At 38.7% G+C, this 17,291-nt stretch carries 14 protein-coding genes; 1 reads left to right on the forward strand and 13 read right to left on the reverse strand.

Going from position 1 to position 17,291, the window contains the following annotated elements; translation table 11 throughout:
* Positions 1-72: 72 nt before the first annotated feature.
* The 10 genes from AC4J95_RS11225 to AC4J95_RS11270 all read right to left on the reverse strand — a co-directional run bounded on the left by AC4J95_RS11225 (position 73) and on the right by AC4J95_RS11270 (position 12,651).
* Positions 73-2,433 (reverse strand): endonuclease MutS2, encoded by a 2,361-nt coding sequence (locus AC4J95_RS11225; RefSeq protein ID WP_494549958.1) that lies wholly within the window; start codon positions 2,431-2,433, stop codon positions 73-75.
* A gap of 61 nt (positions 2,434-2,494) precedes the next feature.
* The gene (locus tag AC4J95_RS11230; RefSeq protein ID WP_316405567.1) at positions 2,495-3,043 is read right to left on the reverse strand and encodes a CvpA family protein; all 549 of its coding nucleotides are present in this window, start codon (positions 3,041-3,043) and stop codon (positions 2,495-2,497) included.
* A gap of 12 nt (positions 3,044-3,055) precedes the next feature.
* The gene (zapA, locus tag AC4J95_RS11235) at positions 3,056-3,490 is read right to left on the reverse strand and encodes a cell division protein ZapA (RefSeq protein ID WP_316405568.1); all 435 of its coding nucleotides are present in this window, start codon (positions 3,488-3,490) and stop codon (positions 3,056-3,058) included.
* Between the two features lie 395 nt (positions 3,491-3,885).
* Positions 3,886-5,076, reverse strand: a complete 1,191-nt coding sequence (locus tag AC4J95_RS11240; RefSeq protein ID WP_494549959.1) for an amidohydrolase family protein — start codon at positions 5,074-5,076, stop codon at positions 3,886-3,888.
* 102 nt (positions 5,077-5,178) lie between these two features.
* Positions 5,179-6,642 carry an amidase gene (locus AC4J95_RS11245; RefSeq protein WP_494549960.1) on the reverse strand — a complete coding sequence of 488 codons (1,464 nt, stop codon included), beginning with the start codon at positions 6,640-6,642 and terminating at the stop codon, positions 5,179-5,181.
* Between the two features lie 130 nt (positions 6,643-6,772).
* Positions 6,773-9,241: an ABC transporter permease gene (locus AC4J95_RS11250; RefSeq protein WP_494549961.1), complete on the reverse strand. Its 2,469-nt coding sequence runs from the start codon at positions 9,239-9,241 to the stop codon at positions 6,773-6,775.
* Entirely contained in the window at positions 9,238-9,930 is a 693-nt protein-coding gene (locus tag AC4J95_RS11255; RefSeq protein ID WP_316405572.1) for an ABC transporter ATP-binding protein, read from the reverse strand. Before AC4J95_RS11255 ends, AC4J95_RS11250 begins: the two co-directional genes overlap by 4 nt.
* Before the next feature lie 80 nt (positions 9,931-10,010).
* Complete coding sequence (locus AC4J95_RS11260) at positions 10,011-10,916, reverse strand: sensor histidine kinase (RefSeq protein ID WP_494549962.1); 906 nt, start codon at positions 10,914-10,916, stop codon at positions 10,011-10,013.
* Between the two features lie 3 nt (positions 10,917-10,919).
* Positions 10,920-11,600 carry a response regulator transcription factor gene (locus AC4J95_RS11265; RefSeq protein ID WP_494549963.1) on the reverse strand — a complete coding sequence of 227 codons (681 nt, stop codon included), beginning with the start codon at positions 11,598-11,600 and terminating at the stop codon, positions 10,920-10,922.
* Between the two features lie 130 nt (positions 11,601-11,730).
* Positions 11,731-12,651, reverse strand: coding sequence for an SDR family oxidoreductase (locus tag AC4J95_RS11270; protein ID WP_494549964.1), 921 nt, complete (start codon positions 12,649-12,651; stop codon positions 11,731-11,733).
* A gap of 115 nt (positions 12,652-12,766) precedes the next feature.
* Here AC4J95_RS11270 and AC4J95_RS11275 point away from each other — a divergent pair, with 115 nt between their 5' ends.
* Complete coding sequence (locus AC4J95_RS11275; RefSeq protein WP_316405576.1) at positions 12,767-13,333, forward strand: TetR/AcrR family transcriptional regulator; 567 nt, start codon at positions 12,767-12,769, stop codon at positions 13,331-13,333.
* A gap of 36 nt (positions 13,334-13,369) precedes the next feature.
* On the opposite strand, the gene AC4J95_RS11280 is transcribed toward AC4J95_RS11275, so the two are convergent.
* From AC4J95_RS11280 to AC4J95_RS11290, 3 genes are all read right to left on the reverse strand, one after another.
* Entirely contained in the window at positions 13,370-14,029 is a 660-nt protein-coding gene (locus AC4J95_RS11280) for an amino acid ABC transporter permease (RefSeq protein WP_494549965.1), read from the reverse strand.
* Positions 14,029-14,865, reverse strand: coding sequence for a transporter substrate-binding domain-containing protein (locus AC4J95_RS11285; RefSeq protein WP_494549966.1), 837 nt, complete (start codon positions 14,863-14,865; stop codon positions 14,029-14,031). The genes AC4J95_RS11280 and AC4J95_RS11285 overlap by 1 nt, the downstream gene beginning before the upstream one ends.
* An 845-nt stretch (positions 14,866-15,710) precedes the next feature.
* The gene (locus tag AC4J95_RS11290; protein ID WP_494549967.1) at positions 15,711-16,814 is read right to left on the reverse strand and encodes an alpha-hydroxy-acid oxidizing protein; all 1,104 of its coding nucleotides are present in this window, start codon (positions 16,812-16,814) and stop codon (positions 15,711-15,713) included.
* Positions 16,815-17,291 lie beyond the last annotated feature (477 nt).

A 17,291-nucleotide genomic window follows, 5' to 3' on the forward strand; every position in this document is an offset into this window, starting at 1 on the left:
TTCTGTTTTCTTACTAAAAGTAGTATAGCACGGTCTTATTTTCTTCGCTACTGTTCTGCTTACACTTGTAAACTATTTAAATGTTACTACTGTTGCACCATTACCACCTTGATTAGCCGGAGCGAAATCAAAACTTAGAACATTGCGATTATTTTTTAGATAATCGGTAATCCCCTTTCGTAAAGCCCCAGTCCCTTTACCATGAATGATCCTCACCTGCGCAAAGTTTGCTAATAAAGCAGCGTCAATGTATTGATCGACTTCCGCAAGTGCTTCTTCATAACGTTTGCCCCGCAAATCCAATTCTGGCTTAACCTTAGAACTAGCACCTCGTTGCACTCCTGTGATCACACGCTGTTTCGGTTCTTCGATTGGTGCAGTCAAAGTCATATCATCCTCTGAAACGGTCATCTTCAAAATCCCCAGTTGAACTTGCCAATCTGTGTCACCGACTTTTTTAATTAAGGTTCCACGTTGACCATAGGTTTCTACGATAACTTCATCATTTGGTTTGAATTGTTTTTTTGCCTTTGCTTTTTGTAGGACTTTATTTTTCTTTAGTTGTTCGTCTTGTTTCAGATCCGCAAATTGCGATTTGGCATCGATCAATTGGTGTTCCTTCACATGTCCTTGGCCATCCAGCTGCATTTGGCGAATATCTTTGATGATTTTTTCAGCGTTTTCTTCAGCTTCACTAACGATTTTGTTCGCTTCTTTACGGGCTTTTTCCATTTCTTTTTCTCGTTCATCAAAGAAATAGGAATAAGCATTCTTCAAATCGCGATACAGTTTTTCGGATTCATCTACATAATGACGAATTTCTAAATACTCAGTCTCAGTAGCCTTCCTCTGGTTTTCCAAATCAGAAATCATTTCATTCAAATCTTGACTTTCTTCATCAATAATTTGTTTGGCACTTTCAATCACCATCGGATCTAAACCTAGACGACGTGAGATTTCAAAGGCATTACTGCGTCCTGGAACACCTATCAATAAACGATAGGTCGGACTCAATGTATCTACATCAAATTCCATGCTGGCATTAATCGTATTTGATCGATTATAACCATAGATTTTTAATTCTGGGTAGTGGGTAGTTGCCATAACGTAAGAAGATTTTGCACCTACAGCATCCAAAATCGCGATTGCTAATGCCGCTCCTTCTTGCGGATCAGTCCCAGCACCCAACTCATCAAATAGTACTAAACTATGTTCATCGATCTTCTCAAGTATCGAAACAATGTTGGTCATATGAGAAGAGAATGTTGATAGACTTTGTTCGATGGATTGCTCATCACCAATATCTGCGAAAACTTCATCAAATATACCCATTTCGCTATCTTCACCGACAGGCAATGGTAATCCCGCTTGCCCCATCAATTGCAACAGGCCTAATGTTTTCAAGGAAATAGTTTTACCCCCAGTATTAGGTCCAGTAATGACCACTGCCTGGAAATCCTGTCCGATCATCAGATCATTCGCTACCGCTTTTTCTTGGTCCAATAATGGATGGCGAGCCTGTTTGAAGAACACATGATTTTCTTGGTTAATCGTTGGTACGACAGCCTTCAATTCTTTTGCAAAACGTGCTTTCGCATTCATCAAGTCAAAGCGTCCCAACACATAAGCGTTATGCAGAATATCTTTACGCGGTGCTACTAACTCTGCAGACAGCTCAGCCAATATTCGTTCAATCTCTGTACGTTCAGCAATTTGTTGCTGGCGCAGACGATTGTTCAACTCAACAACTTGTTTAGGCTCCATAAATAAGGTTTGACCAGATGCACTTTGATCATGGACGACACCACCAAATACTCCGCGATATTCTTGTTTAACTGGAATAACGTAGCGGTCGTTCCTCATTGTGATCAAACTATCGCTCAAATACTTCGCGTTTTTCCCGCGGATCAAACCATCTAATTGTTCTCGAATCGTCTGCTCACTGCGACGAATCTGGCTGCGAATTGTGCGTAATTCTGGTGAGGCCTCGTCACGTACACGACCATCTTCTTCCACAGAACGACGTAACTTCCCGCTTAACTCAGGTAAAGTCGTCAATTGGTCTTCCCAAAAATAGAGCCGAAGAAACTCCAACTCACTATCCTTTAAATCCTCAATAAAACGAACAAGTTCGCTTGTTGTTGAAAGTACACGAGATACCTCAGCAAGTTCCAAACCATTCAAATTCGCACCAATCTCGATCCGTTTCATATGCGGCTTGATATTGTTCAGCTTGGGAATTGGGAGTCCGCCTCGGAGTCGTTGGACTTTCATTCCATCCTCTGATTCATCTAACCAAGCCTGCACAGTATCCTCGTCACTAGAAGGTGCCAATTGACGGATTTCTTCTTCTCCCTGTTCAGTAGATAAATACTGTTGAATCATTTTCTTTACTTGTTCGAACTCTAATGTTTTTAGAATACGTTCATTCATCTTTTCACCTTCTATACATAAACAAACCGAAACCTGTCAAACAGCGTCCCGGTTTTTTACTTTATCCAATAATATTTGTAACCCATAAATTGTTAAACTGTGAACTCAAGAACAACGAATGCTCAATCATAAAACGAGCATACCAGCTACCCTCTATTTGATTCTGTACTAATGCCATCGGTACAAAACTGACCAGCTTCAAAATCAAAAAAATACTGATATAACAAACAACTAATTGTAAGATCCCTGCTAAAATGCCGTCATATTGTGGAATAAGTACTTTAAACAATAAATCTTTAAAAAAGATCGCAATCAGATGCGTTGCCAGCCAGCCAATAATCAGAATCAAAACAAATGCGACACCTGCATAAAAGGCTTTGTCCAAATTAAAAGCTTGTTCAACCGAATAATAGACCATTTTTGATTCACTTGTAACGGATGGATAAGGCACAAATAAGTCTAATTGAGAACCTAATTGCTGATAAAACATTCGTGCTGCAATAAAAGATAATAGGTACCCAATCGAAAATACTATCTGATAGGCGGTGCCTCGTCGATAACCAACGTAAAAAGATAGCAGTAATGCAAATAAAATTACCAATGTTAACATAGTATCCCTCACTTATTTATTTGCCGCTCTTTTTTGAATCTCACGTTTTCGGTTCTCATTGACGATCTGCTGCGCTTCTACGTGATTCCGGATCGGAACATTTTCTTTCCCGTTTTTCCGCATGATTTCCTTGGCTTCGGCTTCAATTGCTTCGATTTTTTTAATTCGATTCTCTAATTCTAGATTGTGAGCAGCTTGCCCATCAAGCGTATTTTGTTGTCTTTCCAACTTTATCAACGCTTCTTGTTTTTTTAATTGATCTGAGATCGCATTGATCGCCAATAGCATCGCGGCTTTTTCTTCCGTGATCTCAGGTGATAACGACATAATCTCATTTAACTGTTCATTGACCAAGGCAGTGACCATATCCATGTGTTGCTTGGATTCTTGCCCAATGATAGTGTAAGTCTGACCGGCAACAATAGCCTTATAGCGATTTTGCGCCATATTGATCAACCTTCCTAAACATTTTTTATTAAATATACTGGTAACAAAAACACTCATTTATTATATGCTAAAACCCTTCATATGTACAACTTTCATCGATTAAAAGCCGATTAACTTAAAGAAAAGAGAAAAATTTATGGATTTTGCAATCTTAAAATTACCCACAAATGAGATTCAAATGTTGGTTCATTGTTACAATACCAATCTATTGAGCTAAAAAGGCACTTACAGTTTTTTTCAGCAAGAAATTAGTGTGAGTAATACTGCTTATGCTTCAGGAAACTTTTTATTCTATGCTACTAACGCTGAGCAAGAACCGGCACACAGGTGCTATTAGTATAAAATGAACATACCTCGCCAGATTTGATCATCATTTTGGCGAGGTATCTGTTTTTTTATACTTCTGTCCCAGCTAACAATACTTTCCGAACATTACGCAATGCTTCAATATCCTCAGTGGCATCACCATCTACTACAAGTATATCAGCTTGCAGCCCAGCCTTTAATTCTCCAGTTACTTCCGACAAATCAAATACTTTAGCAGGATTTTGTGTTGCGGTTTGAATCGCTTCGATCGGTGTTAATCCGTAACGAACCATCAACTCTAGTTCTTCAACGATCGGTACACTCGGTGCCTCTTGCATAACCATATCGGTTCCTGCAAGAATCGTCACTCCCTCATCATAAATCGCTTTGAAATTTTCCGAATACGCTTGAACAGAGCTTTCAAAGAAGTCTAGGTGATGGGAGTAGGTTTCGGTTGATTGATTAGAATGGTCAATCCCGACCTCTTGAACTTTTTGATTGAATTCTGCTAAAAAATGATAAGCAAACATCGTTGGTGTCCATGACTGCTGATTTTTTACCATCTGTTTGGCTTGTTCAACAGTCAAAAAGTTTCCATGTTCAATCGTATCAAAGCCGGCATCGATACACATCTGAATGCCTGGTTGAGTGCCTGAATGTACCACACACTTCATTCCGAGACGATGCGCTTCTTCCACCCCAGCTTCCAACTCTTCCTGTGTAAATTCACAAATGTCATCTCGATTGGTTGTTAATAGCTTGATCCAATCCGCGCCATCTTTTTTTTGGCGACGAATCGTATGCCGAATATTTTCTACGCCATCAACCTCTTCAATACCATCCTCATGTCCGTGCCCGCCAGTAATGCAGATACCGCGATCAGTATGCAAAATACGTGGAGCTTTGACAAACCCTTTTTCAGATGCCAATCGCAATGTTTCCAATAGAAATTGCGGGCCGCAACAATCTCGTATCGTTGTTACCCCTTTTGCTAGACATGTTTCTGCTTGTTTCTGAGCATAATAAGCAATCATAAAATCGTTGTAACGATGCAAGTCTGGTTGTGTCCAATAATACCCCAGGTGGATATGAGCATCCATTAACCCAGGTAAAATCGTGCCATTACCGTAATCTCGAACTTCAGCCTGCGGAAACTCAGCTGTTAACTCCTCGGCCTTTCCCACAGCTAAAATTGTATCTTTAGCATAAACAATTCCGCCATTGTCGATGACAGTTTTTCCATCACCAGTGATTACTTTCTGTGCCTTTATTAGAATCATCCTTGTATTCCCTCCTGTTGAAACGGTTTCACTTTAATAAGTGTACCAAAAGAACCGTCAAAATTAAAAGCCTATTTTGACGGTTCTAATGTTAGAGGACTACTATTTTTGACGATAATACTCAGGTAAATAAAACCCATAGTTTTCTTCAAATAGTTTTCCAACCTGTAGGAGCAGATCTTCTCGTCCACGAGCAGCCATGAACTGAATTCCTAGTGGCAAGCCTTTTTCCGTTACATAAGTTGGCAAACTGATTGATGGCTGCCCAGTCAGATTAGCTAGTTGAGTATAGGGTGTGATTTTCAGACTTTTATCAAACATTTGCTCGATAACATGAGTCAGTTCAGTTTCTGACAAGCTGGCTGATACTTCTAAGGCATCGCGAATCTCTGGGCTTTGCAAGTCATCTGCTATTTTAGGTGCTGTGGTGGCAGTTGTAGGGGAAAGCACCAGATCGTATTCTGTGAATAGCTTCTCCATAACAGAAGCAGCATGATCCCACAGATTCAATGCACTGATAAATTGACTGGCTGGAATTTTTTTCCCATATTGGTAAATTCCCCAAGTCATTAGCTCCATGTCGTTTTTTTCTACGGGACGTTTAAGTGCTTGCTGAATTCCTGCGAACATCGCAGCTGTTTCAGCTCCATTCATCAAATAGTAACTCGATATTAATTCCTTTCCGTTGAGAGGATAAGAAATTATTTCAGCTTGGTGTCCCTCTCTCAGTAAAAAATCATGCGCCATTTCCACGGCACTAGCGGCATCAGGAGAGATGCTGGAATCTATCGGCGAATCAATAATAACTGCCACTTTTAATTTCTTTTGTTTAGCTGCCTGATTATGTTGCCACGCCTTCTCAGGCGCTTGATAGGGCGCAGCACTATCGATGTGACGCATGCCATAAAATAGTTTTTCTGTATCGCGCATTGAAACAGTCAACGCAAAATCAATTGCAGCTCCCTGCCAACCACGCCATCCGCTCGGCCCCACCGGCATGGTTCCGCGAGTCGGCTTCAATCCGATCAATCCACAGAAGGATGCAGGAATACGAATTGATCCCCCGCCATCACTAGCTCCAGCAATTGGAACGATGCCCGCTGCCACAGCACTTGCTGCACCACCACTTGAACCCCCAGAATAATAATCAAGATTCCAAGGATTTTTAGCTGGCCCGTATAGCTCCGCATCTGTGATATTTTTAAAGCCAAACTCTGGGCTATTTGTTTGAGCGAAAGGGATTAATCCATTAGCAATCAATTGATTGGTGAAATTACTATTTTGACTTGCACGGTGCTCCTTTAGCAATTTTGATCCAGATGTACTTAACCAGCCTTTTTTTTCTTGTCCCAACATTTTCAGCGGAATAGGCAAACCTGCAAATGGTCGTTCACCAATGTCGATAAGTTTCTGATACTCTTCGATTGCATCGTGACCTATCATAGTAACAAAAGCATTCAGTTTGGGATTTTGTTTACGAGCTTTATCTTCAAAGCTATCTAATAATTCTCGAAAGCTAATCTCTTTACTACGTAATTTTTCAGCCCAGTATGACCCATCTTTCAATATCAACACCTCTTCGACTTTTTTATATTATGACAAATTAATAGTAAGAATACCAGCAGCAGACCTATTTAATCAGCACCAAAAAAGCCAGAAATGAATAGCCCAGTTGACCTGGCTATTCATTGTGGTGTTACTTAATACGTTCTGCCAGTGTTCTTCTTCCAGAAGACCTCATTACTAGATAAGGTGTTAGTAAGCAGATAATGAGCATTATCAGCAACGAGAGGCCAATTTCAGCTATTGGTACATTGAAGCTGGCGTAGGTCGCAGAGCTTTTAACAATAGTAAACAAAGCATACGTAATTCCCATGCCAAAAGTCATTACTAAACCGCCAACGATCAGTGCATAATAGCCGCCCTCGATCATTAATACAGTATTTGTCTGCCTGCGTGTCATACCGATACTTTCTAGTGTTGCTAACTCTTGTTTTCTAGCCAGAATACTCGTTGTGATGATATTGACGAAATTCAATAGTCCAATCAACGCTAAGATCAACGCTAAGGTATTCCCCATCATTCGCATCGTGCTGATTTCTTCAATGGCTCGATTGATCATTTCAGTTTTTGTAATGATTTTATAAGCTGATTGTTCATCAATAAATCTTTGGAACTGTTCAGAAACTGCTTTTGCTTTAGCTTTTTTAAGATTGAAATTCACATTCCAGATTCCTGCATCTGGTGCAATTTTATCTAAGTAATTTTTTGAAACGAACATCGCTGGTGCTCCCTGTGTTTGAAACTCCAAATAGTCATTAGGGATGAATCCACCGATTTTTATTTTGTGTGATTGATTATTTGAGGAAAATTGCAGATCAGGAATGTTAGCAAAATCTTCTGGTTGATCAGACTGGATAAAACCAATGTCACCCGCTTCAAAAGCCTTTTTGTCGAAAGAACCCTTATTATTTTTTTCAAATAATTTTTCTAGTTCAGCAGAATCAATACTAATAATTTCTCCGCTGAATTTATCTGGCTGAATCGTTTTTTGATCAATCTTGGCATATTTGAAGTACTGATTATAGGAACGAATATAATCGGAAAAATTTTCTTCATTATAAGTAACCAAAACTGGGCTCGAGTAATAAATATGTGCCTCAGTGATATCATCCGTTTGGTTTATTAATTGTGTTAGCTGCTGGCTGACCTGTTCTTTTTCTAATTTTTGGGTATCCGAAACAGCGCCGTCAGATTGGTTGTAACTAGGACTGATCATAACATCATAATCCATTTCACTTATGACAAAATTTTCAAAATCTATACTTTTAACGATTGAATTCACCGCAACAAACGATGTGATCCCTAATGTCATGGAGACAATGACGATCATCGCCCGTTTTTTATCCCGGAAAATATTACGCCAAGCCATTAAATATAACTTGCCTCCATTACGTGAGCGAACATTGTTCTTTTTCACTTTTGATTCGGTAAAATTAATGGCTAAAACTGGTGAAACCTTTGCAGCGTAGTTTGCTGGTTTTATAGAACTGAAAAGCATTACCACTAATGAAAATATGCCAGCACCAATGTAAATTAAGGGACGTGTCGAAACCACCACAGCTTCTGAATAATTAGTAGCCTTCATAACAAATGGAATAAAAAGATGGGAAACGCTGAAGCCAATAATCAACCCTAATGGAATCCCAAATGCAGATAGTAGCAAGGATTGATAAAAAATGATTTTTCGCAGCTGGCGTTTAGTTGTTCCTAAAGCTTTTAACAAGCCGTAAAAACGAATATCATTAGCAATCGAAATATAGAGGACATTGTAAATCAAAAGGCCGCCTGAAATAAGAATGATTGCCAAAAACATGCCTACTCCAAAAAAAATCGAAGTTGAACTTTCATTATTTTCTTTTAATGTAGGTTTAATTTCCTGTGTTTCATTCAACTTTAATTTCTTTGCTATAGTCTTATTTTGTTGTGTCAGATTACTGCTGTCTTTATATTTGATTGAGTAAGTTTTGTTATTCGCAGGTGTACTGTATTTTTCGGCAAATTGATCAGAAACCAAGATATAACTAAAATCAACAACCCGGGCTATTACGTATTCTTTATAATAGCCGGATAGAGTAAAATTCTTCTGATAAATTTCCCCATCGATCAAACACGGCAAAGAGATTTTCTGCCCCACTTTGGGTTGAGAAATTCCTAGTTCTTTTAAGGCTGCGATCGGTGCCATCAACTCATTTTCTTTCTTCGGTAACTTCCCAGTAAAATCATTAATCGCCTCTTTTCTCAATCCTGTCCATTCATCCTCGTTGTACCAATGCAACGCCATTTGAACCTTTTTATTTTTTAGTCTTTGGCTATCCACTGTTCCAATCGTCTGCTGCTCACCGACCACTTCAACCGATGAATCCCTTTTTAAAATATCCACTTGTTTGTTTGAAAGATTATTTAAATTTGCATCCGCAATCGTCCCAACTCTTTGAATGGTTTGTTTATTATTGGCCTCGATAAAGCTCATTCCTAAACCAATAACAGATGAGATCAGTAGGGTCGTCAATGCGAGCGCCAAAATCACAAAAAGATTACGTCTACGATTGCTCTTAAAGCTATTCATCCATAAATTGTGGATTGCTTCTCGTTGTTCCTTCATGACCAATCACCGCCTGTTACCCGAACCTCTGATAGCTTGCCATCTTCAATTCGAATCACCCGATCCGCCAATTGAGCAATTTGATCATTGTGTGTGATCATGATGACCGTTTGATTAAACTTTTTGGCCGATTGTTTTAACAGGCCCAGAACATCCTGACTACTTTTACTGTCCAAATTTCCAGTGGGTTCATCAGCCAAGATGATTGCTGGTTTAGCCGCTAACGCGCGAGCAATTGCAACTCGCTGCTGTTGCCCTCCTGAGAGCATTGATGGCAAACTATTTTCCCTGCCTTTTAACCCTAAGGTCCCGATCACTTCGTCGACAAACTGCTCATCCACTTTGTTGCCGTCTAATTGGATCGGTAAAACGATATTCTCGTAAGCACTCAAAATCGGCACCAGATTGTATTGTTGAAAAACAAAACCGACGTTTCTCCGTCTAAAAATTGTCAATTCTTCTTCGCTCAAATGCTCTAATTGCTTTCCTGAAATTTCAATTTCACCTGCTGTTGGCCGATCCAGTCCACCCAATAGATTCAATAATGTACTTTTACCTGACCCAGATGTTCCGACAATCGTTACAAATTCTTTATCTCCAATCGTTAAATTTGCATCATCAACCGCATGAACTTGATTTTCTCCTTCACCATAAGTTTTTGTTAGATGAATCGTTTTTACTACGTTCATACCAACAACCTCCCTTCTTGATACTTTTAATATAGCAAGGGACTCTTACAGTAAAATGTCAGCTGCTGCATACAAATCTGTCAGTTCTGTAAGAATAAAGAAATCGTCGTCTGGTCTGCTTGCGATTCAGCCAAAACATAACCTCCTTGCGACTCACAAATCAATTTGGTCAGATACAATCCGATCCCAAAGCCTTCAATCGTATTTTTATACTGTGCTCCACGATAGTACTTTATAAAAAGATTAGGCAGGTCTTCTCTAGCGATCGTTTTTCCTTGGTTTTTGATGGAAATTCGCGTATAAGAAATCAAACGATCAACAGATATCTCAATTTTTGAATCTTCATAGGCATATTTCACAGCATTTTCCAATACATTGCCGATTGCTTCACGCGTCCACTTCACATCATGGGGAAGCTCACTTTCCGCCCCGCTTACTAGAAAACGAACTTGTTCATCTGTATTTTGAATATTTTGACCAATCGCTTGTTGGATTGTTTCCTTGATATTTTGATTCACCTTCGTCAGCTGTATTGATTCCGTTTCAAACTTAGACATATGCAAAAATTCCTCCACTAGCCAATTCAAACGCTGAGAATCAAAAGACAAACGTGTTAAAAATTCCTGCGATTCACTTGCGGAAAGTTGATCATTTTTTAGTAATTCCGTAAACATTACCATACTGGTGATTGGGGTGCGCATCTGGTGAGCGGCATCTACCATCAATTCTTGGACTCGAACTTTTTCCCGTGCTGCTGTTTCTCGATAAAGCTGGTTAGCTTCTGCGATTCTCAGTGTTTTGAAAATCAGCTTACTTTTCTGCCCTTCTTGATAAGAGATCGCATTTTGTGGAAAATCACCTTTAATAACGACATCGAGAACTTCCTCGATATTGGACAATTCTCTTTCATGCTGTTTTCTAGTATAGAAGAAGAACAGCAGTAGAATTGATAAGAATAATAGAACTGTCAGGCTGTACAACAACATGAATCATTCCCCTCGTTTCCAAATGTAGCCTACCCCTCGAACAGTTTCGATATATTGCGGATGCTTAGGATCCTCTTCGATTTTCAGACGAATTCGACGAATATTTACCGATAATGCATTTTCATCGACAAATTTTCCTTGATCATCCCATAAGTTTTCCAGCAGCAATTCTTTTTCCAAAACAATTCCAGCATTTTTCATCAAGTAATTAATTAAGCGGAACTCTGTCGAACTCAATAGAACTTCTCGATCATATTTAAATAATCGATGGTTATCTAAGTTTAATACAAAAGGCGGTGATTCAATTTTTTGGCTTCTATTTTCTTGTTTTTTAAACAACAAAGCTACTTTTGCTCTTAAGATTGCCAAAGAGAATGGTTTTGTTAAATAATCATCACCGCCGATCGAAAGACCCGTCAGAATATCTGATTCCAAATCATGCGCTGTTAGGAAAAAAAGCGGAACAGCTGAAAACGTCCGAATTTTCTGACAAAGTTCAAAGCCATTTCCATCGGGCAATGTTACATCCAAAATGACTAAGTCAGGGAGCTCTTCTTGAATCAGCTCCACTGCACCTTGCACACGATTATTAATGAATACCTCATATCCTTCTTGCTCTAAATAGAAAGAGATTCCCCTCCGCAGGTTTTCATCATCTTCAATCAAAAAAATTTTCTTTTTCATTTTCTAACCTTCTTTTTTACCATTTCTTGCTTTTATTATCCTGTTTCTTGAAACAATTATCAATGTAGTCTTTTCTACAGCAAAAAAGCAAAGCCCTTTTGGGACTCTGCTTTCTTGATCCTTCTTTGATTTAATCAATGATCATTGATGAACGATGATCATCTTGTGTATTCACGATAGCTTGGGCGAATTGTTGAACAAAATCAGCGAGTTTAACTGTACCGATTTTCGTGTTTCCTTCGTTCAGAGCTGCATAGATACTCTCTGAGTGCTTTTGATATTGACTGGTTTTCACAAAGGCTTCAACAATAGCTTCTGGTACATGATTAGCTAGCATTCCTTGTTTTAACTGTTCATCTGTAATTTCAACAAAGTGTAAATCTGGAAGATTAGCTACCTCGGCTAGTTCGTGGATAAATTCTTTCATTGAAAATGTATCACTAACCGCGAATCGAACCGTCACGCCTTTTGGTGTATCCAGTATCAAAGGAAGAACGACAGCAGCGATATCATTTGGAGCGACATATTTTTGTTGCACATCTGCTGGTACATTTGAATAGATCACATGTTCCTTCTTGATACTATCAAGATTGCTGTATAAATTATTATAAAAGCCGACTGGTCGAACAAACGCGATATCGACATCAGACATTTTTTTGAGTTCGGTCTCCAGATATTTATAGGCATGCAAAGAGCCAGCCTCTGGCCCTGCTTCAGCTCCAATACTGCTTAGTTGAACCACTTTCTTCACACCAGCCTTAGTGAGTGCTTGCCTAAAAATTTTTCCTTGATTTTGCATTTCTTGATTTAAATCCAATCCAGCACCTGTTCCTGAGATCATCAAGTAGACGACTTCTTTTCCAGTAAATGTCTCGGTTAAAAAATCTACATCTGCCATTGTTCCGACTGCGGGGATCGCGCCTAATTCCTCGATTAGAGAGACACGTTTATCACTAGAAGTAACAACCGTAACATCATGTCCTTGATTGATTAATTCAGGGATTACATAGCGATTGATATTTCCTAAAGAACCTAACATAGCAATTTTCATACATGAAACCTTCTTTCGAATTTTAAAGATAGCTCTATCTTTAAAGGTGATTATAAAAGATAGAGCTATCTTTGTCAATCTTGAAATACTAGAAAAGAAGTTTTATACTATCCTTATGAAAAAGAAAGATAATACAAAAGTCGAAAAAATACTAAACGCTACCGTTGAAATCATTCTTACTGAAGGAGCAGCCGCCGTCTCTACCGTTAAGGTGGCAAAGATCGTAGGCATCGCTCAATCCAACGTCTATCTCTATTTCAAAAATAAGAATGACTTACTTCTAAGTGCCTACCAACGCGAACTCGATCAAATCAAGGCTACTGGTGAATTAAAAACGTTAAACGATTCAGACATCCCAATCAAGACTAGGATCGATAACTATATTCGTTCAGTCTTTAATTATTCCATTGAGCATCCAGATGGGCTAACATTGATCGAACAAATCAAGATGCTGAACATTTCCGATGAGAACCTTTATGACAACAATACAATTGTTATCGACCTGTTGAACGAAGCGATTGAGACGGGATATTTGAAAGACTTGCCGGTTAATTTACATATGGCAACTGTTTTCAATGTGCTCCATCGTCACGCGCTGAATATTAAGGAAGGTTTCTATGATCAAAACAAGTATTCCTATGAAGCGATTGCTCAAATGGTTTTAGATGCTCTGAAAGCATAAAAATCCAAGAACTCATTACTCATGAGTTCTTGGATTTTATAAGTATTTGTGTTGAAAATATTTTTCCAAACGATGCTGAATTAGACCAATCCCGATATACAGTAGCCAGTAAATCAATGCCACTAGAAGATACATAGATAAGTAGTCAAATGTTCTTCCACCAATGATTTTAGCTTTTTGAAAAATATCTGGTACCGTAATCATTGCCGCCAGAGATGTTCCCTTTAGTAGATCCATTGCGACATTGCTCAGAGCTGGCACAGATATTCTCACTGCTTGAGGTAAAATTATAAAGCGCATTGTTGGAAAGAAACGATTGCCCAAAGCATATGCGGCGTCCCACTGACCCGGATTGACTCCAGCAATCGAACCGCGGTAAATCTCACCAATATAGGCACTACTAGTCAGACTGAAGCAAATAATCGCTGCTACTACAGCATTTAATTGATAGGGTAATCCAAAATATAATAAGAAAAGCAGCACCAGTGCAGGCGTTCCACGCAAAAAAGATAGATAGAAGCGAACAAACAATTTAATTGGTCGCCAAGGAATAAATCCTAAGACGGTCATGCTGATTCCAAGGACATTGCCTAAGAAAAAGGCCGCAAGACTGATCCCTAATGTATAGCCTAATCCGCTTAGCAGAAAGGGAATCGAATCCAACATTAAGTTTAAATCAATTGTTGGAATATACATTAGTCTGTCGAGACTTTCTCAGTTACTTCCTGTTTTGGTTTCACTGAAACATCTGTACCAAAATATTGTTCAGATAATTTTTTTAATGTCCCATCTTTTTTCAGTTCTGCTAAAGCTGCATTAACCTTCGCTTTTAAAGCCTGATTTTTCTTGTTTAATAAAAAGCCTGTCGAGTTTGCATTAAAATAGACATCTTCCAGAATTTTGACTGGAATGTCTGGTAAAGCCGCAATAGACATTTTTTGTAAATAGTAATCATTCAAAATCACATCTGTGCGCCCGTTAGCTACATCAGTCAGATATTGATCGTTCGTTGCGTTGTCATAGTTCACCGCTTCAGCCCCGTATTTTTCTGCGATCTTCATATAGCTGGTATTCGGTTCACCAGCAGCTTTCTTTCCTTTCAAATCTTTTAGTGAATGGATGCCAGAATCATCACTTTTCCTTACAATCATACTATCAAAGGAATACTTAATGGGTGAAGATAGCGAAAACTTTTTGCTGCGCTCTTTTGATATTCCAAAATCATTAGCCGCAAAGTCTGCTTCTCCACGATCGACAGTTGTCACTTGCCCGTCGACGTTGTATTCTTTAAATTTAATTTTTAGATTCAACTCTTTTGCAACTGCTTTAGCAACATCAACATCATAACCGACTAGCTTATTTTCCTCGCTATAATACGAAGAAGGAAAAAGTGTTCCAGAAGTCGCAACTGTTAATTCTTTTTTCTCTTCTACTTTTTTCCAACTATTATCTTCGCTTGATTGTCCACTTCCACACGCAGCAAAAATTAATCCAGCTCCTACTAAAACTAAGCCTATCAACTTCTTTTTCAATACTATCTTCCCCTTTTTATTCTACTGAAAACTCTTACTATGAATTCTTTATAGCATATAAAAAACAAAAAGGTGTAGAAAGATGCTTATGAAAAACAGACAATAAGACAGAATTGATTTAATCTTGTCGTGTAGTAGCACAACTTTTAAATAACATATTGTATCTTAAACATGGAAAAAGGAATTATCTTGCAGAAATCTGCTACTGATAGGAGAAAAGGTAGCATTCTTTCTTATTTGCAGTATCTAACGTTTTGTTTTCTCACAGCCGCTCAATGTCTTTACCTGATTTTTTGTACAGAAAGTCTCACCATCTGTTCCCAGTTCATATTCTCAATTTTGATCAATTTATTCACTTTATCCATTTGCGTAAAGAAATTACTCTCTTCTTGAATCGTACCTGTATCTGGCTGAAGATCTACGTTGATAACTTCTAAAAGTGTTGTTCTTCATTGTCCAATTGATCTGATAAATCCAATCCGTTCTCCCTGATAAGCGGTCAAGTGAGCAGTATACAAGATTTTTTCACCGAAATTACATCGAATATTTATAAGTTTTAGAGCTGAATTTTCCATTTTCCCTTCCCCTTCTTGCTAGGAAGGGAGAGAAAGTGTATAGAAAAAAAGGCATAGTCTAGCACCATGCCTTGTATTTCGTTGATTTTTTTTAAAAGTGTACACTCATCCCTTGAAATTGCCGCATTTGGACTTTGAATGAATATTTATTTACTTATTCAAAAGTTTTCTGCGCAATTCCACTGATGCTATTATTACTTTCTCTACTCTTGTTCGCTTAATCAAAAGATAGCATGTACAGCAGGATTAGAAAAGAACACTTATCCAATTTTATAAATAGCGATTATCTCGTAGGCGAATCTTCTTGATGTCTTCTACTGATTGCGTACCTGCCAGCTGCATGACCATCTCTAGCTCTTTCTTAAAGAAGTCAAAGACCTGTGTAACTCCTGTGGAGCCACCAAGTGCCAACCCATAAATCACTGGACGGCCAATAGCAACGAGATCTGCTCCGGAAGCAATTGCTTTAAAGACATGCTGACCACGACGAACCCCGCTGTCAAAGACAATTGGTACTCTTCCAGCGACTGCTTCTGCAACATATTGTAACGAGTCAAACGAAGCAGGTCCACCATCTAACTGACGCCCACCATGATTAGACACCCAGATACCAGCAGCACCAGATCCTAAAGAGCGTTCGACGTCTTCTTCTGATTGAACGCCTTTCACATAGACAGGAAGATCAGAAAAATTAACAATAAACTCTACATCTTTTGGACTTAATTTTTGCTTGGATGAACCATAGACAGCATCCATTGTCTGACCAATACCCGATTGATAAGCTTGAACGATGGGCATCGCCAAAGGAAAAGTAAAACCGTTTCGTCGATCTGTTTCACGATTCCCGCCAACCGTGGCATCCGCTGTTAATACGATCGCTTTCGACCCGTTACGTTTTGCCATATCCAAAATATCACGATTGATTCCATCATCCTTACTCATGTAAAACTGAAACCATTGAGGTGACTGTTCTCCACCAGCTTCACGAATTTCCTCTAAAGTACAAGAAGCATATGAACTAGCTGTGTAAATAGTTCCAAAACGAGCAACTCCTTTAGCCGAAGCTCTTTCAGCAGCCACATTGGCTAAGCCATGAGCCGCGACGGGAGCCATAATAATCGGAGCGGTTAGATCTTCCCCTGCAAATTTTGTTTTCGTACTCGGTATTTCCACATCCCGCAGAACATGCGGTATGATCAGCTTATGATTAAAAGCCTTTTCATTTTCTTTATAAGTAAATATGTCTCCAGCACCGCTGCTGATGTACCCATATCCGCCTTTAGGAATCACTTCTTTTGCTGCCTCTTCCAAATCAACAGTATTAATAAAATCGATTGCGCCTTCTGCGGTACTTGCTTGATAAATTTTTTCCATGTGAACTCCTACCTCCAAAGTGATAACGTTTACATAAACAATGGTACGCTTCCCTTTGAAATGTGACAAATCATTTGTTTATAGAGCATATTTCGCTAAATAGCAGAAAATTAATCCTGAATATCGATGAAAAATCTTCTTTAAAAAAGGGATCAACATATAGCCCTGTCGATATTTTAGGTAAACGATTATTTAAATGATTTTCTAATACCTTCAAGACAGAAATATGAAAGAAAGAGTAGCAACAAGTACAAAACTCAACTTCTGACATTTTTCCTATTCTCGATCGTAAAAAGTGGCTCTAAAGTATTACGAAAAGGAGTAGCTTTTTAATAATGTAATAACGCTAGGATTTTTATGTTTCATCGCTTCTCTTTGCACCTATGTAGCAAAGGCACAGTTGAATCCATCCACTTTTATTCATTTCATTTTTCTAAACTTTTTTATAGTAATGGTCGTATCATTAATTATGGAACT

It is taken from the genome of Enterococcus sp. GPZ-007 (genome assembly GCF_059374735.1).